This is a genomic window from Streptomyces sp. WMMB303, assembly GCF_029351045.1.
Lineage (GTDB): Bacteria > Actinomycetota > Actinomycetes > Streptomycetales > Streptomycetaceae > Streptomyces.
On sequence record NZ_JARKIN010000001.1, the window covers coordinates 3,897,856 to 3,924,390 of the forward strand.

Here is a 26,535-nt window from a genome sequence, read left to right on the forward strand (position 1 = left end):
CGGCCGCGCACCGGTCGCCCGTTGTTCTCCTGAACGTAACTCCCTTGTATTACCGGCGAGTTCAGCCGCACTGTTATCCGATTTCCCTACCGGAACCGCTGGTTCGCGCATGCGTTCCCGTGCAAGGGTCGAACCGTTCGTTCCATATCTCGTAATGCCGCAAGGAGTTCGCGCACGTGAGCCACCCCCAGACCGCCCCCCGCACCGGTACGCCGTCCAGCTTCCCGGACTCCGAGCACCCGGCCGGGCAACCGGTGCGGAAGCCGGGGCTCATGATCGCCCTGCTGGCCGCGACCGCACTGTCCGCCTTCTCCGGCGCAGTCGGTGCACTGCTGGTCTACGTCGGCGGCAAGGACCTCGCGGACCGGAACGTCCGCAACGCCGTGGACAGCGACCCGACGGCGGTCGGTCTGCCGGCGGGCACGGACGCGGCCGACGTCGCGGAGATGACCCGCACCGCATGGGACGACGTCGTCACCGAGTGGCAGAGCACCATGTCAGCGCGGGCCGCCATCGCCCTGGCCCTGGCCCTCGCCCTGCTGCTGGCCGGGATGTTCGTCGGCAGCAGATGCACCCTGTGGGCCCGGGCCCTGCTCACCGTGTCGGCGGTGGGCGGAGCTGTCTTCCCGCACCTGCTGATCCTGCGGGACGCCGCCCCTGCCGGGCCGTACACCACCAGCCTCATCGCCGCCGCGGGGGCGCTGCTCGCAGCGGTACTGTGCTGGCTGCCGCCGGTGGGGCGCTACCGAGAGGCGGTCCGCGGCCGCTGACCGCACCGGCAGCGATCCCGTCCGACAACGTTGCCGACGGGGTTCACCGGCCCGGGTGCGCCGCGCGGGGTTTCACCGGACGCGCAACCTCTCAGCCCCGGGCGTAACGCCGCGCAGTCGGCGCCCGGGGCCGCCTACGGTGCCAGCGTGGAATCCCGAACAGTGCGCCCCTCACTGCACGTTGTCCCGTTCCCCGTCGGCCGGGCCTGGCTGTGGCAGGACGGTGCCGAGGTCACGCTCATCGACACCGGTCCGCCCGGCAGCGCCGACGCGCTCGCGGACGCCATACGCGGCTGCGGGGCCGGCCGCGGGCGACTGCGCCGGATCGTCCTCACCCACTTCCACCCCGACCACGCCGGTTCGGCCGCCGAGCTGGCCAGGCGGTACGGAGCCGAGGTGGTGGCGCACCGCGCGGACGCTCCCGTGATCCGCGGCCGGGCGCCCGCTCCGCCACCGGACATGGCGGGGGCGCCGGAGTGGGAGCGTGCCCTCTTCGATCAGGTGCACGCTCCCTTCGGCAGCACCTCCGACGCACCCGCGATACCGCCCGCGCCACCCTGCCGGGTCGACCGGGAGGTTGCGGAGGGGGACCTGCTGGACTTCGGCGGCGGAGCCACCGTGCTGTCCGTGCCCGGACACACCGAGGGCAGCATCGCGGTACTGCTGCCCGAGCACCGCACCCTGTTCACCGGCGACACGGTGGCCCGGCTCGGACAGGGACCCGCACCGGGCGTGTTCAACCTGGACCGGGCACGCACAGTGGCGGCGTTCCGGCGGCTGTGCGCGCGGGCGGCGGAGGAGGGTGTCGAGACCGTCTGCTTCGGGCACGGTGAACCGCTGGCCACCGGTGGCGGTGAGACACTCGCGCAGGCCGCTGCACGTTACAGCTAGCCTGGTCGACCGCACGACGCGCGGAGCGTGCCGCGCCCTGCGCACCCACCCCTCAGCAGGACCGGGAGGCCCCGTGAACCAGCCCGCACCCCGCCAGGTCGCCTCGCTCGAGGGAGTCGGTGTCCGCCGCTCGGCCTCGGACCAGCTCATCCTCGACGGCATCGACTGGTCGGTGCGGGCCGGGGAGCACTGGGCGCTGCTGGGAGCCAACGGCGCCGGGAAGACCACCTTGCTGAAGCTCCTCGGCGCCGTGCTGCACCCCACCACCGGCAGCGTGGAAGTGCTGGGCAGCAGGCTGGGCAGCGTGGACGTCCGGGAGCTGCGCGCACACATCGGCCATGTGTCCACCGCACAGCGCGTGCCGCAGGACGCCACGGCGCACACGGTCGTGCTGACGGGGGCGACGGGCACGGTGCAGCCGCTGTGGCGCAAGTACGACGACGCGACCCGGCAACTGGCGAGCGACCTGCTCTCCGAGCTGGAGTGCAAGGAACTGGTCGACCGGCCCTTCGGGGTGTGCTCCGGGGGCCAGCGCGCCCGAGTGCTCATCGCCCGCGCCCTGATGCCCGCACCGTCGCTGCTGCTGCTGGACGAGCCCTTCAACGCGCTCGACCTGCCCTCGCGCGAGGACCTGATCGACGCGCTGCGCCGACTGGCCGCCGACCGCCCGTTCCTGGCGACCGTGACGGTCACCCACCATCTGGAAGAGCTTCCCCCGACCACCAGCCACGCACTGCTGCTCCGGGAGGGCAGAACCGCCGCTTGCGGCCCCGCGCCCGAGGTACTGACCGGGGAGGTGCTGACGCAGTGCTTCGGCCGCCCCGTCGAGGTCTCCCGCAAGGACGGCCGGTGGCTGGCCCGCTCGGGCCGTCGGTCCTGAGGCCCCTCGGCAGGCCCCCCGTCCACCGCCGAGCCCGCCGTCTCCGGGATGCCAGGTGTCCGGCCCCCATGGCCGAGACGAATTCCAGGGCCCCTGCGGCACCGATCCGGGCCGTCCCGGGACGGGGAGCCTAGGTCCTTCGCCGCGGCCCGGCTCCGCCCCGCGTCCGATACCTGTCGCCGGGCCCGCTCGTACCGTCCTGGTCATGGACTCCACGAGAGAGAACACGAGCCGCGGCGACCCGACCGGCACCCTGGACGAGGCCTTCGAGCGCCTGCACACCAGTGGGCCCGAGCGGGAGGGCTGGCTGAGCAACCACGCCCCCATGGCGGTGGAAGCGCTGGTGCGGCACGGACAGGCCCCGGCGGTGCACAAGTGGATCGACGCCTACCGGAACAAGCTGGAGGACCTGCCCGGACGGAGCAGCCGGGTCACCGCCGACAACTGGGCCGAGGCGCTGGGGGACCCGCGACGGCTCGGGGACTGGATCGGCTATTTCGCCCGCCAGGTCGAGGAACACCCCTGGCGCGACGTACTCGCCCTGTGGTGGCCGCGGCTGCTGCCGGGCATCTCCGCGGGCGCCACCCATCCGGTGATCCGTACCGGACACGCCGTACGGGTGCTGCTCGCGGACGTCCCCCCGAGTGCACCGCGCCTGGCGGAGCTGGCGCACGCGCTCGGGTACTGGGCGGCCCGGCACAGCACTCTGCCGGAGATCGGCCTGCTGCCGCGGGAATCCACCGCGGCGGCGGGCCTCGGCGCCGTCCCGCTGATCGCCGACCAGAGCGGCGGTATCCGCGAACGGCTGGCGCGCATCACCGCGCTGCCCCGTCGGCCACAGGCAGGACGCCCGGGATCGGACGCGGTCGCCGCGGACCGCGCCACCGGCCCCGACAGCGCCCGCGCGGAACTGCGGGAGATCGTCCGCGCCGCCACCCACCGGTACGCCACCCACGCGCACGGCTCGCCGGTCATGCTGGTGCACGCGGCCACCGCACCCAACGCGGTGCTGCGCGTGCTGCCCGCGCTCCCGCCCCGCCTGTGGGAGCTCAGCGCCGACGCCGCCTGGGCCGCGAGCGCGGCCGTCACAGCCGTGTACGCACCCGCGCAGGCGGCGCCGGTCCCGGACAGCACCCCGCCGGCGCCGGAGGAGGTCTTCGCCCGCGCGGCTGCCCACGGCGACGAACACGCGATCAAATTGGCGGACACCGCGCTGGAGGTGGCGGCCGCCCCGGAAGGCGGCGATCCGCAGTCCATGGCAGCGGCGCTGCGCGCGACCGAGCTGATCCCGCGGGGAAACTGACCGGGCCTCAGAGGGCCGCGCGGAAGGTGTCATAGGAACTCCGGCCGAACAGCACGAGGCGCACCTCGGCGAAGCCCTGGCCCTCGGCCCGCAGGGTGCGCAGCGCGATGCGCGCCGCGTCGTCCAGCGGCCAGCGGTAGACACCCGTGGAGATGGCGGGGAACGCGACCGTCCGGGCACCGAGTTCACGGGCGGCGCGCAGCGATTCGCGGTGGCAGGAGGCCAGCAGCTCCGAGCGGTCCTCCTGCCCGCTCCAGACCGGGCCCACCGTATGGATGACCCAGCGGGCCGTCAGCCGTCCGGCCGTGGTGGCGACCGCAGCGCCGGTGGGGAGGCCGTCGGCGTACCGCTCGGCGCGCAGTCTGCGGCACTCGGCGATGATCTCCGGGCCGCCCTTGCGGTGGATGGCCCCGTCCACGCCTCCACCGCCCATCAGCGAGGATTTGGCCGCGTTGACCACGGCGTCGACATCCTGCTCGGTGATGTCCCCCTGCACGAGGGTGAGGTGAGTGGGCATGGCCCCATCCTGGCGCGGCGCCCGGCGTGGCGCACGCCGGTTACCGGTGCGCGCCCCCGAACGGCGCCGCGGCACGGCTGTCTGCTGCGCGCCCTCTGGTCGGCGCTCCCGCGTTCGTATTAGCTTGCCCCACCGCCCGCTGCCCCCAGGACGCCGGAAGGACGGTCCCCGATGACCGCTGCACCCTCGCGCCGTTCGCTGCTGGCCGGTGGCACCGCCGCCACCCTCGGCACGCCGCTGCTCGCCCCGTCCGCCTCCGCCACGGAACCCTCCCGTCCCGGCGGCGGCCACCGCAAGCCGCGTGTGGTCCCCGGCGCCGACGCGGCGGCCGCCGAGGGCTGGCGCACGCTGCGGGGGCGGAAACTCGGCGTCCTCAGCAATCCGACCGGGGTGCTGCGGGACGCCCGGCACGTGGTCGACTCGATGGCGGCCCACAGGGAGCTGCGGATCGCGGGCGTCTTCGGCCCGGAACACGGCTTCCGCGGCAGCGCGCAGGCGGGCGAGTCGGAGCCCGAGTTCGAGGACCCGCGCACGGGACTGACGGTCTACGACGCCTACGGCGCCGACGGGGCGAAACTGGCCGCCCTGTTCCGCAAGGCTGACGTGGACACGGTCGTCTTCGACATCCAGGACGTCGGTGTGCGCTTCTACACCTACATCTGGACGATGTACCACGCGATGGTCGCGGCGCGGGAGATCGGGGCGTCGTTCGTGGTCCTGGACCGGCCCAACCCGATCGGCCGCAGGGCGGACGGCCCGCTGCTGACGCCCGCGTTCGCCTCCGGCGTCGGACTCAAGCCGATCATCCAGCAGCACGGTATGACGGTCGGCGAGCTGGCCCGCTACTTCAACGGCGAACTGCTGCCGGGAGAGGGCGGCGGGGGCCGGGTGGAGCTGGAGGTCGTCCGGGTCCGGGGCTGGTCGCCGCGCACCCCGGCGCAGGAGACGGGACTGGCCTGGGTGCCGCCCTCCCCCAACGTCCCGACCCCCGACACGGCGACCGCCTACGCGGGAACCGGGTACTTCGAGGGCACCAACCTGTCGGAGGGACGCGGGACCACGCTGCCCTTCCAGTTCATCGGCGCTCCGTTCCTGGACCATCACTACAGCGACCGGCTCAACGCGCTCGGGCTGCCTGGGGTGCGCTTCCGGGAGGGCTATTTCGTTCCCACGTTCAGCAAGTACCAGGGCAGGACCTGCGCGGGAGTGCAGCTCCTGGTGACCGACCCCGCCCGCTACCGGGCCGTACCGACGGCGGTGGCCATGCTGCGGGAGGCGATGCGCTACGACGGATTCGCCTGGCGCGAGGACGCCGACCCGAAGCGGCCCTTCTGGATCGACAAGCTGTCGGGCTCCTCCCGGCTGCGGGAGATGCTGGACGCGGGCAACAGCCTGGAGAAGATCACCGGGGCCTGGCGGGCAGAGGTGCGCGACTTCGAGCGGGCCAGGCACCCCTACCTGCTCTACCGGTGAGGGGACCGCGGCGGGCGCCCCCGCCGGGCCCCGGTCCGCCGGTGTTCCGGCGGCGCTCGTCCCCCGCCGTCCCCGGGCCGGCCGCCCGCTTCCGGCCGCGGGTCAACCGCTCACTGCCGCGTCCGCGGTCCGGCTGTCGCGCCGGACCAGCGCGGCGTACCGCCCCTCCGCCGCGATGAGTTCGGTATGGGTGCCGCGCTCGGCGATCCGCCCGCCGTCCAGGACGACGATCTGGTCGGCGTCGCGGACGGTGGAGAGCCGGTGCGCGATGGTGAGCGTGGTGCGCCCTTCCGAGAGTGCGTCGACGGCTTCCTGGACCGCGCGCTCGGTGCGGGTGTCGAGTGCGCTGGTGGCCTCGTCCAGGATGAGTACCGGCGGGTCGCGCAGGATGGTGCGCGCGAGGGCGAGCCGCTGCTTCTCGCCGCCGGAGAAGCGGTAGCCGCGCTCGCCGACGAGGGTGTCGTAGCCGTCGGGAAGCGCGGCGATCTGCTCGTGGATCTGCGCGGCGGTCGCCGCCTCGCGCAGTTCCTCGTCGGTGGCGTCCGGCCGGGCGAAGCGGAGGTTGTCGGCGACCGTCGCGTGGAAGAGGTAGGTCTCCTGGGAGACCACGCCGACGGCTCCGGAGAGGGTCGCGAAGTCGAGGTCCCGTACATCGACACCGTCGAGGGTCACCCGGCCTGCGGTCACGTCGTAGAGCCGGGGCACCAGGTAGCTGAGGGTGGACTTGCCCGAACCGGTGGCCCCCACGACCGCGAGGCTGCTGCCGGCGGGGACGGTCAGGTCGATACCGCGCAGCGTGTGGCCGCTGTCGCGTGCGGGGCTGCCCGGCGGACGGGTGTCGTAGGTGAAGTCCACGTTCTCGAACCGGATTTCGCCGCGCACCTGCGGAAGCGGGACGGGGCGGCGCGGTTCGGTGATGGAGACGGGCAGGTCGAGGTATTCGAAGATGCGCTGGAAGAGGGCGAGCGACGTCTGCATCTCCACACCCGTGGTGAGCAGCGAGACGGTGGGGCGCAACAGCCCCTGCTGGAGGGTGACGAAGGCGACGAGGGTGCCGATGGAGAAGGCGGGCCCCCCGAAGTGGGTGAGCATGCCCGCCGTCCAGTAGAGCAGAGCGGGGATCGCGGACATGACGATCCCGATGGTGGACATCCGCCAGCGCCCGGCCATGTGGGAACGGATCTCCAGGTCGGCCAGGGTCTCGGATTCATCGGCGAAGTTCCTGGTGAGCGAGTCGGCCCGGCCCATGGTGCGGCCGAGCAGGATGCCGCTGACCGACAGGGACTCGGTGACGAGGGCGGACATGGCGGCCATCTGCTTCTGCCGCTGGGTGGTGATGCGCTTGCGCTCCCGGCCCACCCGGCGGCTCACCCAGACGAAGAAGGGCAGCAGTACCAGGGAGGCGAGCGTCAGCCGCCAGTCCAGCGCGAGCATGGCGACGATGGTGGCCACCACGCTGGTGAGATTGGAGACCAGCGAGGTCGCCGTCGAGGTGACCGTCGCCTGCATCCCGCCGATGTCGTTGGCGATGCGGGACTGGACCTCGCCCGTCCGGGTCCGGGTGAAGAAGGCGAGCGGCATCCGCTGGAGCTTGGCGTACACCCCGGTGCGCAGGTCGTGCATGACGCGCTGGCCGACCGTGGTGCTGATGAGCGTCTGGAGCACGCCGAAGACACTGGTGACGACCGCCGTGACGATCAGGCCGAGGGCGAGCAGTGAGAGCAGTCCGGTGCGCTGCCGGGGGATGGCGACGTCCAGGATCTCGCGCAGCAGGAACGGTGAGGCGACGGAGACCAGGGAGGAGGCGGCCACCAGGAGGCCGACCAGAGTCAGACGGGCACGGTAGGGACGGAAGAGCCGCAGGATGCGGCGCACCTGGGCGGGCTGCTCCCGCGGCGTCGGGGTTTCCTGCGGTGACGGCGTCCAGCCGGATGCTTCACGGTGCAAGGGGCTCCTCGGTACTCGGGGGTGTCGCCCGGGGCGAAGCCGGTCCGCCGGCTCGGGCGCGCTCGACGGACTGCGCCGAGACTCATGGAGCATAGTTCATCGTTACCTATGTTCACAATGACTTATATCCTGATAACCTGCCGGCATGGCCCACCACCCCTCCGGCGAACGCGCCTCCGACCTGGCTGACCAGCTCCTGCACCTGACGAAGCGGATCAACCACGCACACCGGGAGAACTTCGCGCCACTGGGGGTCACCCCCGCGCAGGGCCGCATGCTGCGCACGGTCGCGCACTGTCCGCAGCCGCCTCGGATGGCGGACCTCGCCGCCCGGCTGGGAGTGGTGCCCCGACAGGTCACCAGCCTGGTCGACGCGCTGGAGGAACGCGGCCTGGTGCGCCGCTCCCCCGACACCACCAATCGCCGGGTGATCCGCATCGAACTGACCGACGGCGGCTCGACGGCCCTCACCGCACTGCGGCAGGCGCGCAGGAGCGCCGCGGAAGAGCTGCTCGCACCGCTGACCGCCGCACAGCGGGAGGAACTCAGCCGGCTGCTGACTCTGCTCGACGCGGACCAGAGCCGCCACTGACCCCGACCGCGGGAGCCCGGCCCGCCCACGGTGACGCAGGCCCTCCGGCGCCGGCTGCGCGCACCGGATCGCCGCGGAACGGACCCACCGGCGACCGTTACCCGGCGGGAACGACCCGCACGGATCCGGTGGGCCGGCGGAACTAGCATGTGCCACACACAAGCCCGCACTCCCGCCCGACCCCTGTGCGCCCAGGAGATGCCATGCCGCTGCTCGAACCCGAGGCCGGAGCGCTGCGCCCGCGGACCGGCACCGGCCACTCCCCCGCCGCCGACCGGGTCCCCGAGACGCTGGCACACGGAACGCCTCAGCCGCTGCGCGGCGACCTGGAGCGGCTGCTGGGACCGGAGAAGGTGCTCAGCAAGGTCTCGGACCTGGTGCGCTATGCCTCTGACGCGAGCCCCTACCGCTTCGTGCCGCGGGTGGTCGTCCTGGCCGAGGACGTGGCCGATGTCTCTGCCGTGCTCGCGTACGCGCGGCAGAACGCCCGGGACGCCGTCTTCCGCGCCGCGGGGACCTCGCTGAACGGGCAGGCCCAGGGCGAGGACATCCTGATCGACGTCCGTCGGCACTGGGCGGGTGTCGAGGTGCTGGCCGACGGCGCGCAGGCCCGGATCCGGCCGGGTACCACCGTCTTCCGCACGAACGCCGCGCTGGCGCGGCACGGGCGGCTGATCGGCCCCGACCCGGCCAGCGCCATCGCCTGCACCGTGGGCGGAGTGGTGGCCAACAACGCCTCCGGGATGACCGCCGGAACCACGCGCAACTCCTACCGCACGGTCGCCTCGCTCACCTGCGTCCTGCCCAGTGGCACAGTCGTGGACACGGCGGACCCGGCGGCGGAGGAGAAGCTGGCACAGGCCGAGCCGGCACTGTGCGCCGGGCTGCTGGCGCTCAAGGCGGAGATCGAGTCGGACACCGCGCTGGTGGCCCGGATCCGGGCGAAGTACGAGCTGAAGAACACCAACGGATACCGGCTCGACGCCTTCCTCGACGGCAGCACCCCGGTGGAGATCCTGCGGGGGCTGATGGTGGGCTCCCAGGGCACGCTCGGCTTCCTCGCCGAGTTCGTCTTCGACACCCTGCCCCTGCACAGGCGCACCTCGACCGGACTGTTCTTCTTCCCGTCACTGTCCACGGCGGCCGCAGCCGTGCCCCGCTTCAACGAGGCCGGCGCCCTGTCCGTGGAGCTGATGGACGGAAACACGCTGCGCGCCTCGGTCAGCGTCTCCGGCGTGCCGCAGGACTGGGCGGACCTGCCCAAGGAGACCACGGCTCTGCTGGTGGAGTTCCGCTCCCCCGACGACGCCGTGCGCGAGGAGCACGAGGAAGCGGCGCGCGCGGTGCTGGCCGAACTGGAGCTGGTCGCACCGGTCACCTCAGTGACCAACGAACTGACCCGCGACCCGGCCACGATCGCCTCCTACTGGAAGGCGCGCAAGGCGTTCGTCACCGCGGTCGGCGGCTCGCGCCCCGCGGGCACCACGCTGATCACCGAGGACTTCGCGGTACCGCCCTCCAGGCTGGCCGAAGCCTGCGAGGCGCTGCTGGAACTGCAGGAGCAGCACGGATTCGACGCGGCGGTCGCGGGGCACGCCGCACACGGCAATCTGCACTTCCTGCTGGCCTTCGACGCGGCGGCGCCGGACGACGTGGAACGCTACGCGGCCTTCATGGACGCGTTCTGCCGGATGACCGTGGAGCGCTTCGACGGCTCTCTGAAGGCCGAGCACGCCACCGGCCGCAATATCGCCCCCTTCCTGGAACTGGAGTGGGGCAGCACGGCGACCGAGCTGATGTGGCGGGTGAAGCGGCTGCTGGACCCGAGCGGGGTGCTGGCGCCCGGTGTGCTGCTGGACCGCGACCCGCAGGCACATCTGCGGGGCCTCAAGTCGATCCCCGGGGTGGAGGCGGCCGCCGACCCCTGCATCGAGTGCGGCTTCTGCGAACCGACCTGCCCGAGCGAGGACCTGACCACCACGCCGCGGCAGCGGATCGTGCTGCGCCGCGAGATGACGCGGCAGGCCCCCGGCTCGCTCGTCGGCGAGAACCTGCTGGCCGACTACGGTTACGACGCCGTGGACACCTGTGCGGGCGACTCCACATGCAAGCTGGACTGCCCGGTCGGCATCGACACCGGGGCACTGATGAAGACCCTTCGGCACGCCCGCCACTCGCCACGGGAGGAGCGCGCCGCGGAGCGCACCGCGCGGCACTTCGCACAGGTGGAGCGCGCGGCCCGGCTCGCGGTGGCCGCCGGAGACCGGATCCGCAGCCGGGTGCGCGGGCGGGGAGGAGACCTGGGCGACCGGTTGCTCGGTGCCGCGACCGGTGCCGCCCGCCGGGCGGTCCGCCCCGATCTGGTGCCGCAGTGGCTGCCGGAGATCCCGGCGGCCGCTGCCAAACGGCTCCCGGCGACGGACCGGCAGGAGGCCGCTGCGGTCTATTTTCCGGCGTGTGTGAACCGCATCTTCGGCGACCCGGACGGCCACCGCGGGCTGTCGCTGCCGGAAGCCCTGGTCACCGTGTCGGCCCGCGCGGGTCGCCCGGTGTGGGTACCGGAGGACGTCACCGGGACCTGCTGCGCGACGATCTGGCACTCCAAGGGCTACGAGGCGGGCAACACCCTGATGGCCAACCGCATGGTGGAGGCTGCCTGGCGGTGGACCGACGGGGGCGAACTCCCGCTCGTCGTCGACGCGTCGTCCTGCACTCTGGGACTGACGGAAGAGGTCGTCCCGTACCTGACACCGGCCAATCGCAAGCTGCACGCGAGGCTGACGGTGCTCGACTCCCTCGTGTGGGCCGCCCGCGAACTGCTGCCGCGGCTCACTGTGGAGCGGAAGGTCTCCTCGGCTGTGCTCCATCCCACCTGCTCCATGCGGCACCTGGGCGACGAGGCGGAGTTGCGCGAGGTGGCCGAGGCGTGCGCCGAGGAGGTCGTGGTACCGCTCGACGCGGGATGCTGCGCCTTCGCGGGTGATCGCGGCCTGCTGCACGAGGAGCTGACCGCCTCGGCGACGGCCCGGGAGGCCGCGGAGGTGAACCTCCGCTCCTACGACACCTACCTGTCGGCCAACCGCACCTGCGAGATCGGCCTCGACCACGCTACCGGCAACCGGGGCTACCACTCGGTCCTGCAGGAGTTGGAGCTGGCGACCCGGCCCCGGTGAGGCGGTGCGGGCGGGCCGCTGGAAGGCGGCCCGCCCCGTTCGTCCCGCGCCTCAGCCGGTCGCCTCCACATGGAAGGCCACGGACTGGTGGGCCGGGACCGTCAGCCGGGCGCTGCCGTCGGCGGCGACCGTGACCTGCTGAGCGCAGCCGCCCTGGGCGACGGCGACATCGCAGTACGTTCCGGCGGGAAGGGAGGTCTGGAACGTCCTGCTCAGCTCGGCGTCGCCGTTGTTGAGTGCGACGAATCCCCGGTCACCGCGCCCGAAGGCGAGTGCCTGCCCCTCGGACCACCAGTGCGTCAGCTCCGCCGTACCGACCGCGTTCCGGAAGCCGACCATGCCGGTGATCTCGGGTTCGGCGTGGAGGTCCGTCCACCCGCTCTCCCCGGTGGGCGGTCCGGCATCGCGGTCGGTGAACGTGTAACCCGAGAAGATGTTCGGGGAACCGTAGGGGTGGGCCAGCTCGAAGACATTGGCGAGGGTGTGGGTGGCACCGTCCCGGTAGCTGAGCGTGGAGCCGTTGCGTTCGGTGTCCCAGTTGTCGACGAACGTGCGTGCCGCCCCGCTCTCCAGCATGCCGTCACCGACGCTCCACAGGGATCCGAGGTCGCCGCCCTGGAAGGCGCTCTTGAGGCGGCGGCCGTAGCGGAACTCGTCCACGTCGCCGACCCCCGTGTACTCCTCGGGCTGCACCGCCTCACCGGCACCGTGGATGACCTCACTGACCCAGTAGCCGGGCGGCTGGGTCAGCTTCGCCTTGACGGCCGCCAGATCGGCGGCGGCCATGTGCTTGGCGGCGTCGATGCGGAACCCGGCCACGCCGAGGGAGCGCAGATCGTCGAGATACCCGGCGAGAGCGGCCCGCACCTTCTCGCTGCCGGTGTCCAGGTCGGCCAGTCCCACGAGTTCGCAGTTCTGCACATCGTCGCGGTCGGTGTAATCCGAGATGTCGTGGCGGCAGGTGTGGAAATCGGCGTCCTGGTAGGTCCCGGGGTAGTCGTACTTGCTGTACACGGTTCCGCCGGTGCCGGTGCCCGCCCCGGAGGTCATGTGGTTGACGACCGCGTCGGCGATGACCCGCACGCCCGCCGCCGCGCAGGTGTCGACCATGCGCGCGAAGTCCTCCCGGTCGCCGAGCCGTCCGGCGATCCGGTAGCTGACCGGCTGGTACGACGTCCACCATTGGTCGCCCTGGATGTGTTCGGTGGCGGGTGAGACCTCGACATAGCCGTACCCTGCAGGGCCCAGGGTGTCGGTGCACTCCCGGGCGACGGCGGTGAAAGGGCGCTCGAACAGCGTCGCGGTGACGGTCCGTTCACCGGGCGCCGTGACCGCGTCGGCAGCGGGCCGTGCCGATACGGCGGATGCCGAGCGGGATGCTTGGGCCTGCCAGGGAGTCGCCGCCAGCAGGGCACTGGCCACCAGTACTCCCGCCGTACCGGCGCTGAGCAGTCGTTTCCTCATCGTGCGGCTCCTTCGGTCTGCGGGCGCGGTAGGGGCCCGGGAAGGCAGCAGCCAGCGTGTCCGGCCCACCGTGGGGGGATGTGAACGGGCAGTTGCGGAGGGCCCGTTCACGGGTGGTACGGCGGGGAGCCTGCCGGTGCCCGGCGGCGCCGTCAAGAGATCCTGCAAGATTTTCCGGTTCATTGCTGCAAGAATTTGCGGAAACGGAAGTCCATCCACGGACGACGAGAGTCCACGTACGTCCTCTTGCGGCCCGGTGGTCTCCACCAGCAGGGTCCTGAATCGAGATCACGCATCCGAGTTGCAGAGAGCTGCGGGAGACCCGATGAGTGACGACCAGGGATTCAGCCGGCGTTCGGCACTGCGCACCGCCGGTGCCGCGGGTGCCGGACTCGGCATCGGCGCGCTGGGCACCCCGGCGGAGGCGGCGCAGGGGGACGCCTCCGCCGCCCGACAGAGCGCGAGCACCGCGGCACCGCCACGCCGCGGCCGCACCATGATCGGCGTACCGTTCGAGCAGCGCAGCACCATCCGGGTCGGCCTGGTCGGCCTGGGCCGGCGCGGCGGGAGCATGATCGACCTGTTCCTGGCGCTGGAGGGAGTGCAGGTGGTCGCTCTGTGCGACCCGGTGCGGGAGAAGACCGAACGCGCGGCGAAGAAGGTCACCGATGCCGGACAGCCCGCTCCCGCCCTCTACACCAAGGGGGACCACGACTTCGAGAAACTGTGCAGGCGCGGCGACCTCGACTTCGTCTACGTCGCCACCCCGTGGGACTGGCACTTCGAGATGGCCAAGGCCGCGCTGACGGGCGGCAAGCACGTCGGCGTCGAATGCCCCATCGCTCTGGAACTGGGACAGTTGTGGGAACTGGTCGACCTCTCGGAGCGGACCCGCAGGCACTGCATGCAGTTGGAGAACTGCGTCTACGGCCGGAACGAGATGCGGGTGCTGCGGATGGCGCACAAGGGGCTGTTCGGCGACCTCCTGCACAGCGCCGGCGCCTACCTGCACGACCTGCGCGGACTGATGTTCGACCCCGACTACTACGAAGGACCCTGGCGCCGCAAATGGCACACACGACTGCGGGGAGACCTGTACCCGAACCACGGTTTCGGCCCCGCGGCCAACTACATGGACATCAACCGCGGCGACCGGGCCGTCCGCATCGCGACCTTCGGCTCCCCCTCACTGGGCCTGGCCGCCTACCGCGAGGAGCACATGCCGCCCGGCCACGAGAGCTGGAAGGAGACGTACATCGAGAGCGACATGTCGATCAGCCTCGTACAGACGGCCAAGGGCCGGGTCATCCGACTGGAGCATGACGTCTCCAACCCGCACCCCTACTCCCGGATCAACACTCTCGGCGGCACCATGGGAGTCTTCGAGGACTACCCACCGCGCATCTATCTGGAACCGGACATGTCAGGTGACCAGTGGGGCGACTTCGGACAGTACAAGGAGCACGACCACTGGCTGTGGAAGGAGCACGCCGATCCGCCCGGCGGGCACGGCGGCATGGACTACATCATGCTGTTCCGGCTGACGCAGTGCATGCGGCTGGGGCTGGTGCCCGACTTCGACGTCTACGACGCCGCGACCTGGACGTCACCCGTGCCGCTCAGCCACGCCTCCATCAAGGCCGAAGGCACGCCGCAGGAGATCCCCGACTTCACCCGCGGGCACTGGAAGAAGAAGCGGCCGGGGGTCGATTCGGAGAAGCCGGAGACCTGAGCGGGGGCACGCGAAGACACCGGCTCGGCGCCTGAACCGGACGGGCCGGGCAGACCCGCGCAGCGCGCCCGGCCTGCCGTTTCACCTCCCGAGCGTCGCCCGGTCCCCCATCACCACCACGGGATGCTTGTCCGGGTCCAGCGTGCGCAGCAGCGTCCGCATGCCGGACTTGGACAGGCTCACACACCCCGACGTCCCGCTGCCGTGATCCATGTGCAGCCAGATACTCCCCCCCTTGGCCTTGCCCTGCGGGCGGGTCGGGTCGAGGGGGGAGGTGCCGGTGACACGGTTGTAGTCGATCGCGATCACATGGTCGAAATCGTGCCGGGTCTTCTTCGGCCAGTACGAGGGCGGGGTGAACGCCGACGAGTGCGTGTAGGGCAGTTCGGCCTCGCTCTCCGGCAGTACGCCTCCCGCGTCCGAAAGCGTGAAGACGCCGACGGGGCTGCGTTTGTCACCCTCGTGGTGGTCTGTCGTCCAGCCCTTCTTGCCGTTGTGGCCGGCCCAACGGTGCTCCTCGCGCCACTTTTTGCCATGCCGTGTGTAGAGCCGCACCGTGGCCTCCGCCGCGTCCTCGCCCTTGCCCTCGACGGCCACGACCTGGCTCGTGTCATCGGGGATCCTCGACTGCAGCCGGTCACCCACCCGGGGGATACGGGTGGGGTTCTCGGCCAGTTCGGCCTCCGCCGAGTGCTCAGGCGCCTTCGTCCGCTTCGGGCCGCCCGAACCACCTTCGTCCCCGGCACCGCCCCCGCATCCGGAGAGCAGTACGGCCAGCGCGGTGCCCGCCGCGGCGGCCGCCACCGCCCCACCGACCGCGCCCCGGCCGCGGGCCCCGCCGATCGGCGCACCCCGGGAGAGGTCCTGGGCGGCCTCCGGCCGGACGGTTCCGTCACCTGTACGTCGTGCCCCACGCATGCCCATGCCCTCCATCCTCGCATTGGCCGGAAATACGCCGCCGTCCGGGAAATCCCGTTGCAGACGCGGCAGCGACCCGGTGGGATCGGCGCACGCCCGCGGGATCCGTACCGCCTGCCCGCATACCCCTTCCGCCGTTCCCCCGCCGTCCCGTCCGTGCGGTTCCCGAGCCCCTTGGAACGCGTCATGCAGATCCGCGACCTTCCCTACGACGACCCCGGCGAACCCGATGTCCGTTCGGGCTTCCGGCTGCTCCTGTGGCTGGGACGCATGCAGTTGGGCGGCCAGTGCAAGGCGCTGGGCTGGGGAGTCGTGCACCTCGCCTCGATCGCCTCCTTCCCCGCCGTCGCCGGGCTGGCCGTGACCGCGGTGGTGAACCGCTCGGGCGGCGACCTGGCGCTGGCCGCGCTGGCGATGGCCGCCGTCACGATCACCGTGACGACCGGGGACACCCTGCTGCACAGGGCCGCCGTCACCAACTGGATCACCGCTGCCGCACGCATCCAGCAGCTTCTGGCACGCCGCACGGCGGCTTTGGGCGCGACCCTCACCCGCAGAGTCGCCGCCGGCGAGATCGTCGCCGTCTCCACGGGTGACATCGAACGCATCGGATGGTGCGTCGAGGCGGTCTCACGCTTCAGCGCCGCCCTGCTGACGACACTGAGCGTCTGTGTCGCGCTGGTGGTCTATCAGCCGCAGCTGGGTCTGCTGGCCTGCGCCGGGATGCTCGCACTGGCGCTGACCGTGCTGCCGCTGCTGCCACGAGCCACCCGGCGCGCCGACACGCAGCGGGAGCGCGCCGGGCGGGCCACCGAACTGGCCGCCGACACGGTGGCCGGGCTGCGGGTACTGCGCGGCATCGGTGGTGAGGAGCTCTTCCTCACCCGCTACCGGCAAGCCTCGCAGCAGGTGCGGCACGCGGCCGTGCGCACGGCCCGCATGTGGTCGTTCATCGAGGCGATCCAGGTCGCACTGCCCGGACTGCTGCTGGTGGCCGTGGTCTGGTACGGCACCCGACTGGCGCTGCACGGGCACATCGCCGTGGGCGAACTGGTGATGGTCTACGGCGCGATCAGCTTCCTGCTGGTACCGCTCCAACTCTTCGGCGAGTTCGCCATGTCGTACTCCTTCTCGCGCCCCTCCGCGGCCCGCGCGGCACGGGTACTGGGACTGCGCCGGCCCGGCGAGGAACAGCACCCGGCGACCGCATCCCCCATCCGGTCGGACCTACAGGAGCGGCCCGCCCGCGCCGGCTCTGCCGACGTGCGGGAGGGGTTGTACGACCCGGCCACGGGTCTGCACGCCCCGGGGGGTCTGCTGACCGCCGTGGTCTGCGGCGATCCGGACACGGCAGGGCACCTCGCCGAACGGCTGGGCGGGCACCCGGCCTCCGCCGCCGGAGCGGGGAATGCGCCGCCGCAGTCCGCGGCCGGGGAGCGAGCCGACCGGGAACAGGCCCAAGAACGCAGGAGAGAAGAGGCCTCGGTACTTCTGGACGGCACACCGCTGGACGCCATGCCGCTGATACAGGCCCGGGCCGCTGTGCTGGTGCAGGACAAGGACCCGGTGCTGCTGTCCGGCACACTTGCCGATCTGCTGGACGTGCCCTCATCCGGCACGGTGGAAGCCGGCCGGGCACTGAAGGCCGCCCAGTGCGCCGACGTCCTCACCGCGCTGGTGCAGGGCAACCCGGACGCGGCGGACGATCCGATGCGGGCCAGGATCACCGAGCGGGGACGCTCGCTCTCCGGAGGGCAGCGGCAGCGGCTCGCGCTGGCACGGTCGCTCCTGACCGATCCGCGGGTACTGGTGCTGGACGAGCCGACCTCGGCCGTGGACTCGCACACCGAGGCGCGCATCGCCCGGGAACTGACCACGCTCAGATCGGGCCGGACGACGGTGGTCCTCACCTCCAGTCCCCTGCTGCTCGAGACCGCCGACCGGGTGGTCTTCGTGCACGGGGCCAGGGCTGCGGCCGTCGGCACGCACCGGGAACTCCTCAGCTCCGAGGACGCGTACCGGACCGTCGTCACCCGGGCACCACAGCCCGACGCCCTGCGGCCGGCCGGGCCGCGGGCCGAGCACGCGCAGACCGAGGGAGTCGGACCCGCATGAGCCCGCAGAGCCACCCGGTGACGGACGACCGGACAGCGGGTGAGGCACGCCGCGGTCCCCGGTTCGGCGTACCCGAGCCCGGCTACGACCCGTCGGCCCCCGAAGACGTCACGATCCTTCCCGTCGGCTCCTCCGCGACGGTCCGCAGCTATGTACGGGAACTGCTGCGCCGGCACCGGCGGGCCTTCGCACTGCTCGTCGGCGTGAACAGCGGCGCCGTCCTCGCCTCGACCGTGGGGCCCTGGCTGCTGGGCGGAATCGTGGACGGGCTCGCAGCCGGACGGGAGGACCTTCAACTGGGCCGGGCCACCGCCCTGTTCGCCCTCGCGCTGCTGGTGCAGACGGTCTTCACCCAGCAGGTGCGGGTGCGAGGTGCGATGCTCGGCGAGGAGATGCTGGCGGACCTGCGCGAGGACTTCCTCGTGCGTGCGGTCGGACTGCCACCGGGCGTGCTGGAGCGGGCCGGGACCGGCGACCTGCTCTCCCGGATCACCACCGACATCGACCGGCTGGCCGACGCCATGCGCAAGGCGGTGCCCCAACTGGCGATCGGCCTGGTCTGGGCGGCGCTGCTGGTGGGGGCGCTGTGCGTCACGGCACCGCCGCTGGCCCTGACGGTGCTGCTCGCCCTGCCGGTACTGCTGGCGGGCTGCCGCTGGTACTTCCGCCGGGCTCCGCACGCCTATCGGGCGGAGGCCGCGGGCTACGCGGCGGTCGCCGCGGCGCTGGCCGAGACGGTGGACGCGGGCAGGACGGTGGAGACGCACCGGCTGGGCTCCCGCCGGGTGGCGCTCTCCGAGCGCCGGGTCGCCGAGTGGACCGCCTGGGAGCGCAGGACCCTGTGGTTGCGCACCGTGCTCTTCCCCGCCGTCAACCTCAGCAACATGCTGATCATGGGCGGTGTGCTGTTGCTGGGCGGCGTCTTCGTGCTCCAGGGCTGGATCGGCGTCGGCCGGCTCACCACAGGTGCTCTGCTCGCGCAGATGCTGATCGAGCCCGTGGGCCTGATTCTGCGCTGGTACGACGAGCTCCAGATCGCCCAGGTCTCCCTCGCCCGGCTGGTGGGGGTCCGGGAGATCGAGGCGGAGGGCGGGGAGGGCCCCGCGCCCCGCGGCAAGGACATCCGCGCCGGCGGAGTGCGGTTCGGCTACCTGGCCGATGTCGACGTCCTGCACGGGGTGACGCTGGATGTGGCCGCCGGCAGCCGGGTGGCGCTGGTCGGGCCCTCCGGAGCGGGCAAGTCGACACTGGGACGGCTGCTGGCCGGGATCTACGGACCGCGCCGCGGCGAGATCACCCTGGGTGGGGCCGCGTTGAGCGAGCTGCCGGCGGAGGAGGTGCGCCGCCATGTGGTGCTGGTCAACCAGGAACATCACGTCTTCGTGGGTAACGTGCGCGACAACCTGCTGCTGGCCCGGCAGGACGCCGAAGATGCCGAGCTGTGGGCGGCGCTGGGCGCGGTGGACGCCGGCGACTGGGTCCAAGCGCTGCCGAACGGGCTGGACAGTGCGGTCGGCTCCGGCGGGCTGGCCGTCACCCCGGCGCAGGCCCAGCAGATCGCACTGGCCCGCCTGGTACTGGCCGACCCGCACACACTCGTCCTCGACGAGGCGACGTCGCTGCTGGACCCGCGTGCTGCCCGGCATCTGGAGCGTTCACTCGCCCAGGTCCTCGAAGGGCGCACCGTGGTGGCGATCGCGCACCGGCTGCACACCGCACACGACGCGGATGTCATCGCGGTCGTGGAGGAAGGCCGCATCAGCGAACTGGGCAGCCACGACACGCTGGTGTCGGCCGACGGCCCCTACGCCGCGCTGTGGCGCTCCTGGCACGGCTGATCCGCGGCAGGGGCCGCCGCGTATCGGGGCCGCGGCGGGGCTCAGCCTATGAACCCCAGGGCCACCACGCTCCCGGCCCCGCTCAGCACCATGAAGGCCGGCATCAGCACCGCGTTCTCGACCCGGGCTCCGGCCCGGAAGCGCATGAACCGGGGGGTACCGAGCGGATACCACCGCTTGCCCGCTATCGGGATGGGCCACAGTATCGGGCAGCCGGAGATCGTCAGAGCGTCGCCGATGTTGTGCACCATCGCGCCCAGCACGATCGGCAGCCCCATCCACAGGTACTCCTGGCCGTCTCCGGTGAACAGCCAGTCCGCACCGTTGCCGGACTTCTCCAGCAGACCGGTGAGGATCCAGGCGCACGCGGCTCCCAACAGCCACACCAGCACGTCGCTGGAGACCCGCGCCATCCGCCACAGCAGGCCCTCGACCGCGAGGACCACGTGGATGAAGAGGATGACCAGCACCGCCCAGCGGCCCCACACGGCGGCGGCCGCGGAGAAGCCCGCACCGATGAGGAGCGCCCAGGGCCAGGTGTGGGTGAGGGTGCGGTGCCCTCCGGAACGGCGCCGCTCGCCACCGGAGCGGGTGCCGTTGTAGACGGCGGCGGAGAGCTTGTCCACCACTCCGCACAGCAGGCGGGAGAGGGGGCCGAAGGCCCGGGAGATGGTGGCGGACTTCTGGTCGAGGTCGGGTGCCAGCGCCGCCCCGGCGCACAGCAGCGCGCCGACCACCACCACCGTCCAGGGCATCGGATGGTCCAGCAGCGCCGCGGCCGCCCCCACCCCGAGCCAGGCAGCGGCTCCCGACAGCGAGTGCGCCGGTCCCATCATGCGTATCCCCGCCCTGTTCCTCGTATCGCGTCGGCCGCGGCCGACGCGGGGCCCACCCCGTGGCCGCGCTGCCGCCGTCGGCAGCTGATGCCCGTTCGGCGACACAGCGTAGCGCCAGGTGATCTTCGAGAGCCCACCGGTTCCCTGATCGTGCCGGGCAGCAGGCAGTATGGGGGGCGTGACAGCCACCCTTATCGACCAGATGCCGAGCGACGCCGATCCCGATGCCCTCTTCGAGTCCTTCTCCGGATGGGCGGAAGAGCGGGGCATCTCGCTCTATCCCGCCCAGGAGGAGGCACTGATCGAGGTGGTCTCGGGGTCGAATGTGATCCTGTCGACCCCGACGGGATCCGGCAAGAGTCTGGTCGCGGCGGGAGCGCACTTCGCCGCGCTCGCCCAGGACAAGGTGACCTTCTACACCGCGCCGATCAAGGCACTGGTCTCGGAGAAGTTCTTCGACCTGTGCAAGCTCTTCGGCACCGAGAACGTGGGGATGCTCACGGGGGACGCGTCCGTCAACGCGGACGCGCCCATCATCTGCTGTACCGCCGAGGTGCTGGCGTCCATCGCGCTGCGCGACGGGGCGGACGCCGATGTCGGCCAGGTGGTGATGGATGAGTTCCACTTCTACGCGGAGCCGGACCGGGGCTGGGCCTGGCAGATCCCGTTGCTCGAATTGCCGCAGGCGCAGTTCGTGCTGATGTCGGCCACCCTGGGGGACGTCTCGCGTTTCGAGGAGGATCTGACCCGGCGCACCGGCCGCTCCACAGCCGTGGTGCGCTCCGCGACCCGCCCGGTGCCGCTGTCGTACGAATATCGCACCACGGGTCTCACGGAGACACTGACCGAACTGCTGGAGACGCATCAGGCTCCCGTCTACATCGTGCACTTCACCCAGGCACAAGCCGTGGAGCGGGCCCAGGCGCTGATGAGCATCAACATGTCGACCCGCGCGGAGAAGGACGAGATCGCGAAGGTCATCGGCAATTTCCGCTTCACGACGGCCTTCGGCCGCAACCTCTCCCGTTACGTGCGGCACGGGATCGGAGTGCACCACGCCGGAATGCTGCCGAAGTACCGGCGGCTGGTGGAACGGCTGGCCCAGGCGGGGCTGCTGAAGGTCATCTGCGGCACCGACACCCTCGGTGTCGGCGTCAATGTGCCCATCCGGACCGTCCTGTTCACCGCGCTCACCAAGTACGACGGCAGCAGGGTGCGCACCCTGCGCGCCCGCGAGTTCCACCAGATCGCGGGCCGGGCCGGCCGAGCGGGCTTCGACACCTCGGGCTTCGTCGTCGCGCAGGCGCCCGAGCACGTGATCGAGAACGAGAAGGCGCTGGCCAAGGCAGGAGACGATCCGAAGAAGCGCCGGAAGGTGGTCCGCAAGAAGGCCCCGGAGGGTTTCGTGAGCTGGGGCCAACAGACCTTCGAGAAGCTGATCGCCTCCGATCCGGAGCCGCTGACCTCCCGCTTCAGGGTGACGCACGCGATGCTGCTGTCGGTCATCGCGCGCCCCGGTGACGCCTTCGCGCAGCTGCGGCGGCTGCTGGAGGACAACCACGAGGACCGCCGAGCCCAGCTGCGGCACATCAGGCGAGCCATCGCCATCTATCGCTCGCTGCTGGACGGCGGCATCGTCGAGCAACTGGAGGAGCCGGACACCGAAGGAAGGCGGATCCGGCTGACCGTCGACCTCCAGCAGGACTTCGCGCTCAACCAGCCCCTCTCCACCTTCGCGCTCGCCGCCTTCGAGCTGCTGGACCCCGAATCGCCCTCCTACGCACTGGACATGGTGTCGGTCGTCGAGTCGACGCTGGACGACCCGCGCCAGATCCTCGCCGCCCAGACGAACAAGGCCAAGGGCGAAGCCGTTGCCGAGATGAAGGCCGACGGAGTCGAGTACGAGGACCGGATGGAACGGCTGATGGACATCACCTATCCGCAGCCCCTCGAAGAGCTGCTCTTCCACGCCTACGGCCTCTACCGCAAATCCCATCCCTGGGTCGGGGACCACCCCCTCTCCCCCAAGTCGGTCATCCGGGACATGTACGAACGGGCGATGACGTTCAGCGAGTTCGTCTCCTTCTACGAGCTCGCTCGAACCGAGGGCATCGTGCTGCGCTATCTGGCGAGCTCCTACAAGGCTCTGGAGCACACCGTCCCCGACGACCTGAAGTCGGAGGATTTCCAGGACATCATCGAGTGGCTCGGCGAGATGGTGCGCCAGGTCGACTCCAGTCTGTTGGACGAGTGGGAGCAGCTCGCCAACCCCGAGGACGAGACGGCTGAGGAGGCCCAGGAACGGGCCGACCAGGTCAAACCGGTCACCGCCAACCCCCGTGCCTTCCGCGTCCTGGTGCGCAATGCGATGTTCCGACGGGTCGAGCTGGCCGCTTTGGACAAGCTCTCCGAACTGGGCGCCCTCGACGGGGACGCGGGCTGGGACGAGGACGCGTGGGCCGAGGCCATGAACGGATACTGGGAGGAGTACGACGAGCTCGGCACCGGGCCAGACGCCCGCGGCCCGCGGCTGCTGCGGATCGAGGAAGTGCCGGAGGACCGGCTGTGGCGCGTCCGGCAGGTGTTCGCCGACCCGCGCGGCGATCATGACTGGGGTATCTCGGCCGAGGTGGACCTCGTCGCCTCGGCCGAGGAGGGCCGCGCGGTCGTCGAGATCACCGACGTGGGCCCCATGTGAGCGCGGCACCGCGCGTGCCGACCGCCTTGGACGCGAGAGAGGAACGCACGAGATGACCGGGCCCAACCCTGCCGAACGCCTTGTCGACCTGCTGAACCTGGAAGAGATCGACCTCAACATCTTCCGGGGCAGGAGCCCCAGGGAGTCCCTCCAGCGGGTCTTCGGCGGCCAGGTCGCCGGGCAGGCGCTGGTGGCGGCGGGCCGCACGGTGGACGAGGACCGCCCCGTGCACTCGCTGCACGCGTACTTCCTGCGACCGGGGATTCCCGGTGTGCCGATCGTGTACCAGGTCGAGCGGGTCCGGGACGGGCGCTCGTTCACCACTCGTCGCGTGATCGCCGTCCAGCGGGGCCGCACGATCTTCAATCTCACCGCCTCCTTCCATGTGAGGGAACCCGGCTTCGAGCACCAGATGCCGATGCCCGAGGTGCCGGATCCCGAGAGCCTGCCGCGCCTCGCCGATGAAGTGCGCCAGCAGCTGGGCGCCTTGCCCGAGCCGCTGGAGCGGATGGCGCGTCGGCAGGCTTTCGACCTTCGCTACGTGGACCGGCTCCGGTGGAGCAGCGAGGAACTGGCGGGGGCCGAGCCGCGCAGCGCGGTGTGGATGCGGGCGATGGGCTCACTCGGCGGCGACCCGCTCGTCCACACCTGCGCGCTCACCTACGCCAGCGACATGACCCTGCTGGACGCGGTACGGCTTCCGATCGAACCCCTGTGGGGTCCGCGCAGCTTCGATACCGCCTCGCTGGACCACGCCATGTGGTTCCACCGCCCGTTCCGGGCCGACGAATGGTTCCTCTACCAACAGGAGTCCCCCATCGCCACCGGTGCGCGCGGTCTGGCACGTGGCCAGATCTTCGACCGGAAGGGCAACCTGATCGTTTCGGTGATGCAGGAGGGCCTGTTCCGCCCGCACAGCCCGGAGCCGGAGACCTCTTCCAGCGGGGAAGCCCGAGGAGAGACGCCCGCACGCTGAGCGAGCACCTCTGCGCCTCGCCGGTACGCGGGTCGGACGGGCCGCCGCGCGGCCGGTTCAACCGGCTGTTCGTGCCCAGGGCCTCGGCCTGCGGCGACGCAGCAGAGTCCACCGGCGCCGCGGGCCGGGAGACGAGGGCGATCCCGCTACAGGCCGCGCAACCCCGGGGTGGGGCCGCCCTTCCCCGGGGGCGGCGCCCGAGGGGCGGCCGGTGCGGCCCTCCGCAGATCCGGAGCCCGGCTCGCGAGCACCGCGAGTGGCGCACGCCGCGGGAGCCTCAGCGGCCCTGGCGGTCTCCAGGTCGGCGTCCAGCAGGAAGCGATACCAGCGAATCTCCTCGGCGCCCTCGGCCAGGCACACGTCCTCCAGGACGTCCCGAGTGGCCTCGGCGGCGCTGCGGACTTCCAGAAATCCGGGCCGCAGCGCCCTGAGCCTGGCACGTTCACCCGAGTCGGGCACGGCTTCGGCGAGCACCGCGTCGTCCAGCACACTCGCCCGCACCGCGGCCCGCTCCCAGTGATCAGCGGCATGCCGGGTGAGCTGCCCCACCCGACGACCCCGCCAGCGCCGGGCGCGGTGGTCGGTGCCGGCCTCCAGCCCGGCCCGCAGTCCGGTGGGGAGGTGACCGGTGAGCAGTTGAGGATTGTTCTCCGCGAAGTCCCGGAGCTCTTCGGCGAGATAGAGCCAGACGACCGAGCGGTATCGGTTCACATAGAAACTGACCGGCGCGAAGCAGCCCGCCCTGGCGAGCCGCGCGCACCGGGACGGGCTGATGTCCAGCAGCGCGGATGCCTCCCGCACCCCCATCACGCGCAGCCGCTCGCGCAGCATCCCGGGGAATCCCGAAGAGGCCTTGATCCGCTCCACTTCCGCCCGGGGCACCCGGCGCGCCCCACCCTCCGGTCCCGGCACGGTACGCACCTCTTCGATCTGGACCGCCAACTCGAACTCCCTGGGGCGCAGCCCCAGTTCCCGCGCGGCCGTACGCAGGCCCACGTCGGTCGTCTCCCGGAGTGGAGCCGGCGTGCGGTGCTCCATGGGCTGGTGTCGCATACGGTCATCCCCCGTCGCTCGTCCCTCACCTTGCGTGACAACGACGGTAGCCCGGGGCGAAGAATCCCGCCGAGCCTGTGGAAAACCCTAGGGACGCGCAGGTCGGTCGCCGTTCCGGGCGGCCAGCCCGAGATGTTCGCCGACACGGTTGACCAGCAGCGTCATCTCGTAGGCGACCTGCCCGATGTCCGCTTCGGCCTCCGCCAGGACGCACAGGCAACTGCCGTCCCCCGCCGCCATCACGAAGAACACGCCCTCGTCGAACTCGATCATGGTCTGGCGCACCCGTCCGGCCTTGAAATGCTGCCCGGACCCCTTGGCCAGGCTGTGGAGTCCGGAGGAAACCGCGGCCAGGTGTTCCGCGTCCTCGCGCTCGAGGTCGTGGCTGCTCCCCGTCACGAGCCCGTCGTTGGAGAGGACCAAAGCGTGCCGGACCGATGAGATCCGCTTCGTGAGGTCGTCCAGCAACCAGTCGAGTCCCGTGTTCAGTGCCACGACGCGCCCCCTTTTCCTCGGCATCTGCCGTGCCACCCTTACCCACGAGAGCACAGTCAGCAACCATGAGGTGGTTATCTGTTGCGCACAGTTACTCCCCTGTCGCAACTGTCACAGAGGTAACGACAGACCGAGCCCGAATCACCTCTGCCGAAGTCGCCTCCGGAGCGGGAGACTAGGACGATGGCACACGACCTGGCAGAGGATCGGGAGGCGGTCCGGGCATTTTTCGAGGAGCGGGCCGCCCGTTGGGACGCACGGTTCCCCGACGACGGACCCGCCTACACCGCGGCCGTGGCCGAAATCGGGCTGCGTCCGGGCGACGCCGTACTCGACGCGGGGTGCGGTACCGGACGGGCGCTGCCCGCGCTGCGCGGCGCGGTGGGCCCGGAGGGGTCGGTACTGGGCGCCGACCTCACCCCGGAGATGCTGGAAGAGGTGGTGCGGGCAGGCCGGGACAGCGCCGCCCTCTTGCTCCTCGCCGACGTCGCCCGGCTCCCGTTGCGCGGGGATTGCCTGGACGCGGTGTTCGGCGCCGGGCTCATCTCCCACCTCCCCGGTCCGCAGCGCGGTCTGCGCGAACTGGCCCGCGTCGTTCGCCCGCACGGGCGGCTCGCACTCTTCCACCCGGTGGGCCGCGCCGCGCTGGCAGCCCGCCGGGGCCGACAGCTCATGCCGGACGATATCCGGGCCGAGCCGCGGCTGCGGACGCTGCTCGATGCCACCGGCTGGCGGCTGATGTCCTTCGCCGACGAGGACGACAGATACCTGGCGCTGGCGGAGCGACAGCCCCGATGAGGCCCGGTGCCGGAACGGGCGAACCGGTCCGGCGCCCCGGCGGAGCGGCACCGATGGAACGGGCCG

General features: G+C 71.6%; 20 protein-coding genes. 13 read left to right on the plus strand and 7 right to left on the minus strand.

Features of this window, described 5'->3' with window-relative positions; translation table 11 throughout:
- Positions 1-176: 176 nt before the first annotated feature.
- The 4 genes from P2424_RS17350 to P2424_RS17365 all read left to right on the plus strand — a co-directional run bounded on the left by P2424_RS17350 (position 177) and on the right by P2424_RS17365 (position 3,844).
- The gene (locus tag P2424_RS17350) at positions 177-770 is read left to right on the plus strand and encodes a hypothetical protein (RefSeq protein ID WP_276476650.1); all 594 of its coding nucleotides are present in this window, start codon (positions 177-179) and stop codon (positions 768-770) included.
- Between the two features lie 147 nt (positions 771-917).
- The gene (locus P2424_RS17355) at positions 918-1,661 is read left to right on the plus strand and encodes an MBL fold metallo-hydrolase (protein ID WP_276476651.1); all 744 of its coding nucleotides are present in this window, start codon (positions 918-920) and stop codon (positions 1,659-1,661) included.
- 73 nt (positions 1,662-1,734) lie between these two features.
- The gene (locus tag P2424_RS17360) at positions 1,735-2,541 is read left to right on the plus strand and encodes an ATP-binding cassette domain-containing protein (protein ID WP_276476652.1); all 807 of its coding nucleotides are present in this window, start codon (positions 1,735-1,737) and stop codon (positions 2,539-2,541) included.
- 205 nt (positions 2,542-2,746) lie between these two features.
- The gene (locus P2424_RS17365; protein ID WP_276476653.1) at positions 2,747-3,844 is read left to right on the plus strand and encodes a questin oxidase family protein; all 1,098 of its coding nucleotides are present in this window, start codon (positions 2,747-2,749) and stop codon (positions 3,842-3,844) included.
- Positions 3,845-3,851: 7 nt separating this feature from the next.
- Here P2424_RS17365 and P2424_RS17370 read toward each other — a convergent pair whose 3' ends face one another.
- Positions 3,852-4,361, minus strand: coding sequence for an O-acetyl-ADP-ribose deacetylase (locus P2424_RS17370; RefSeq protein WP_276476654.1), 510 nt, complete (start codon positions 4,359-4,361; stop codon positions 3,852-3,854).
- 171 nt (positions 4,362-4,532) lie between these two features.
- On the opposite strand from P2424_RS17370, the gene P2424_RS17375 reads away from it, so the two are divergent.
- Positions 4,533-5,834 (plus strand): DUF1343 domain-containing protein, encoded by a 1,302-nt coding sequence (locus tag P2424_RS17375; RefSeq protein ID WP_276476655.1) that lies wholly within the window; start codon positions 4,533-4,535, stop codon positions 5,832-5,834.
- Between the two features lie 102 nt (positions 5,835-5,936).
- On the opposite strand, the gene P2424_RS17380 is transcribed toward P2424_RS17375, so the two are convergent.
- Positions 5,937-7,781 carry an ABC transporter ATP-binding protein gene (locus P2424_RS17380; protein ID WP_276476656.1) on the minus strand — a complete coding sequence of 615 codons (1,845 nt, stop codon included), beginning with the start codon at positions 7,779-7,781 and terminating at the stop codon, positions 5,937-5,939.
- A gap of 145 nt (positions 7,782-7,926) precedes the next feature.
- Between P2424_RS17380 and P2424_RS17385 the strand changes: the two genes are divergently transcribed.
- A complete protein-coding gene (locus tag P2424_RS17385; protein WP_276476657.1) occupies positions 7,927-8,373 on the plus strand; it encodes a MarR family transcriptional regulator in 447 nt (148 codons plus the stop codon).
- A 203-nt stretch (positions 8,374-8,576) separates the two neighbouring features.
- Positions 8,577-11,546: an FAD-binding and (Fe-S)-binding domain-containing protein gene (locus tag P2424_RS17390; RefSeq protein ID WP_276476658.1), complete on the plus strand. Its 2,970-nt coding sequence runs from the start codon at positions 8,577-8,579 to the stop codon at positions 11,544-11,546.
- A gap of 51 nt (positions 11,547-11,597) precedes the next feature.
- Here P2424_RS17390 and P2424_RS17395 read toward each other — a convergent pair whose 3' ends face one another.
- Complete coding sequence (locus tag P2424_RS17395; protein ID WP_276476659.1) at positions 11,598-13,010, minus strand: alpha-amylase family protein; 1,413 nt, start codon at positions 13,008-13,010, stop codon at positions 11,598-11,600.
- 325 nt (positions 13,011-13,335) lie between these two features.
- Here P2424_RS17395 and P2424_RS17400 point away from each other — a divergent pair, with 325 nt between their 5' ends.
- Positions 13,336-14,742 carry a Gfo/Idh/MocA family oxidoreductase gene (locus tag P2424_RS17400; protein ID WP_276476660.1) on the plus strand — a complete coding sequence of 469 codons (1,407 nt, stop codon included), beginning with the start codon at positions 13,336-13,338 and terminating at the stop codon, positions 14,740-14,742.
- Positions 14,743-14,823: 81 nt separating this feature from the next.
- Here the strand turns inward: P2424_RS17400 and P2424_RS17405 are convergent, their stop codons facing one another.
- On the minus strand, positions 14,824-15,666 hold the full coding sequence (locus P2424_RS17405; RefSeq protein WP_276476661.1) for a L,D-transpeptidase family protein: 843 nt from the start codon (positions 15,664-15,666) through the stop codon (positions 14,824-14,826).
- Between the two features lie 180 nt (positions 15,667-15,846).
- On the opposite strand from P2424_RS17405, the gene P2424_RS17410 reads away from it, so the two are divergent.
- Positions 15,847-17,775, plus strand: a complete 1,929-nt coding sequence (locus tag P2424_RS17410) for an ABC transporter ATP-binding protein (protein ID WP_276476662.1) — start codon at positions 15,847-15,849, stop codon at positions 17,773-17,775.
- Complete coding sequence (locus P2424_RS17415) at positions 17,772-19,613, plus strand: ABC transporter ATP-binding protein (RefSeq protein WP_276476663.1); 1,842 nt, start codon at positions 17,772-17,774, stop codon at positions 19,611-19,613. Before P2424_RS17410 ends, P2424_RS17415 begins: the two co-directional genes overlap by 4 nt.
- Positions 19,614-19,654: 41 nt before the next feature.
- On the opposite strand, the gene P2424_RS17420 is transcribed toward P2424_RS17415, so the two are convergent.
- Positions 19,655-20,449: a metal-dependent hydrolase gene (locus tag P2424_RS17420; protein WP_276476664.1), complete on the minus strand. Its 795-nt coding sequence runs from the start codon at positions 20,447-20,449 to the stop codon at positions 19,655-19,657.
- A gap of 169 nt (positions 20,450-20,618) precedes the next feature.
- Between P2424_RS17420 and P2424_RS17425 the strand changes: the two genes are divergently transcribed.
- Both P2424_RS17425 and tesB read left to right on the plus strand, forming a co-directional pair.
- A complete protein-coding gene (locus tag P2424_RS17425) occupies positions 20,619-23,147 on the plus strand; it encodes a DEAD/DEAH box helicase (RefSeq protein WP_276476665.1) in 2,529 nt (842 codons plus the stop codon).
- 52 nt (positions 23,148-23,199) lie between these two features.
- Positions 23,200-24,123: an acyl-CoA thioesterase II gene (tesB, locus tag P2424_RS17430; RefSeq protein ID WP_276476666.1), complete on the plus strand. Its 924-nt coding sequence runs from the start codon at positions 23,200-23,202 to the stop codon at positions 24,121-24,123.
- Positions 24,124-24,180: 57 nt separating this feature from the next.
- Here the strand turns inward: tesB and P2424_RS17435 are convergent, their stop codons facing one another.
- Together P2424_RS17435 and P2424_RS17440 are read right to left on the minus strand one after the other, a co-directional pair.
- Positions 24,181-25,176: a DUF6397 family protein gene (locus P2424_RS17435; protein ID WP_276476667.1), complete on the minus strand. Its 996-nt coding sequence runs from the start codon at positions 25,174-25,176 to the stop codon at positions 24,181-24,183.
- Positions 25,177-25,263: 87 nt separating this feature from the next.
- Complete coding sequence (locus P2424_RS17440; protein WP_276476668.1) at positions 25,264-25,671, minus strand: roadblock/LC7 domain-containing protein; 408 nt, start codon at positions 25,669-25,671, stop codon at positions 25,264-25,266.
- Positions 25,672-25,854: 183 nt separating this feature from the next.
- On the opposite strand from P2424_RS17440, the gene P2424_RS17445 reads away from it, so the two are divergent.
- On the plus strand, positions 25,855-26,469 hold the full coding sequence (locus P2424_RS17445; protein ID WP_276476669.1) for a methyltransferase domain-containing protein: 615 nt from the start codon (positions 25,855-25,857) through the stop codon (positions 26,467-26,469).
- Positions 26,470-26,535 lie beyond the last annotated feature (66 nt).

What these genes read in the sequence shown, in the direction of transcription:
- P2424_RS17365 (WP_276476653.1), top strand. Translation starts at nt 2,747, where the DNA reads ATGGACTCCACGAGAGAGAACACGAGCCGCGGCGACCCGACCGGCACC.
- P2424_RS17370 (WP_276476654.1), bottom strand. Translation starts at nt 4,361, where the DNA reads ATGCCCACTCACCTCACCCTCGTGCAGGGGGACATCACCGAGCAGGAT.
- P2424_RS17375 (WP_276476655.1), top strand. Translation starts at nt 4,533, where the DNA reads ATGACCGCTGCACCCTCGCGCCGTTCGCTGCTGGCCGGTGGCACCGCC.
- P2424_RS17385 (WP_276476657.1), top strand. Translation starts at nt 7,927, where the DNA reads ATGGCCCACCACCCCTCCGGCGAACGCGCCTCCGACCTGGCTGACCAG.
- P2424_RS17390 (WP_276476658.1), top strand. Translation starts at nt 8,577, where the DNA reads ATGCCGCTGCTCGAACCCGAGGCCGGAGCGCTGCGCCCGCGGACCGGC.
- P2424_RS17395 (WP_276476659.1), bottom strand. Translation starts at nt 13,010, where the DNA reads ATGAGGAAACGACTGCTCAGCGCCGGTACGGCGGGAGTACTGGTGGCC.
- P2424_RS17400 (WP_276476660.1), top strand. Translation starts at nt 13,336, where the DNA reads ATGAGTGACGACCAGGGATTCAGCCGGCGTTCGGCACTGCGCACCGCC.
- P2424_RS17405 (WP_276476661.1), bottom strand. Translation starts at nt 15,666, where the DNA reads ATGGGCATGCGTGGGGCACGACGTACAGGTGACGGAACCGTCCGGCCG.
- P2424_RS17410 (WP_276476662.1), top strand. Translation starts at nt 15,847, where the DNA reads ATGCAGATCCGCGACCTTCCCTACGACGACCCCGGCGAACCCGATGTC.
- P2424_RS17415 (WP_276476663.1), top strand. Translation starts at nt 17,772, where the DNA reads ATGAGCCCGCAGAGCCACCCGGTGACGGACGACCGGACAGCGGGTGAG.
- P2424_RS17420 (WP_276476664.1), bottom strand. Translation starts at nt 20,449, where the DNA reads ATGATGGGACCGGCGCACTCGCTGTCGGGAGCCGCTGCCTGGCTCGGG.
- P2424_RS17425 (WP_276476665.1), top strand. Translation starts at nt 20,619, where the DNA reads ATGGGGGGCGTGACAGCCACCCTTATCGACCAGATGCCGAGCGACGCC.
- tesB (WP_276476666.1), top strand. Translation starts at nt 23,200, where the DNA reads ATGACCGGGCCCAACCCTGCCGAACGCCTTGTCGACCTGCTGAACCTG.
- P2424_RS17435 (WP_276476667.1), bottom strand. Translation starts at nt 25,176, where the DNA reads ATGCGACACCAGCCCATGGAGCACCGCACGCCGGCTCCACTCCGGGAG.
- P2424_RS17445 (WP_276476669.1), top strand. Translation starts at nt 25,855, where the DNA reads ATGGCACACGACCTGGCAGAGGATCGGGAGGCGGTCCGGGCATTTTTC.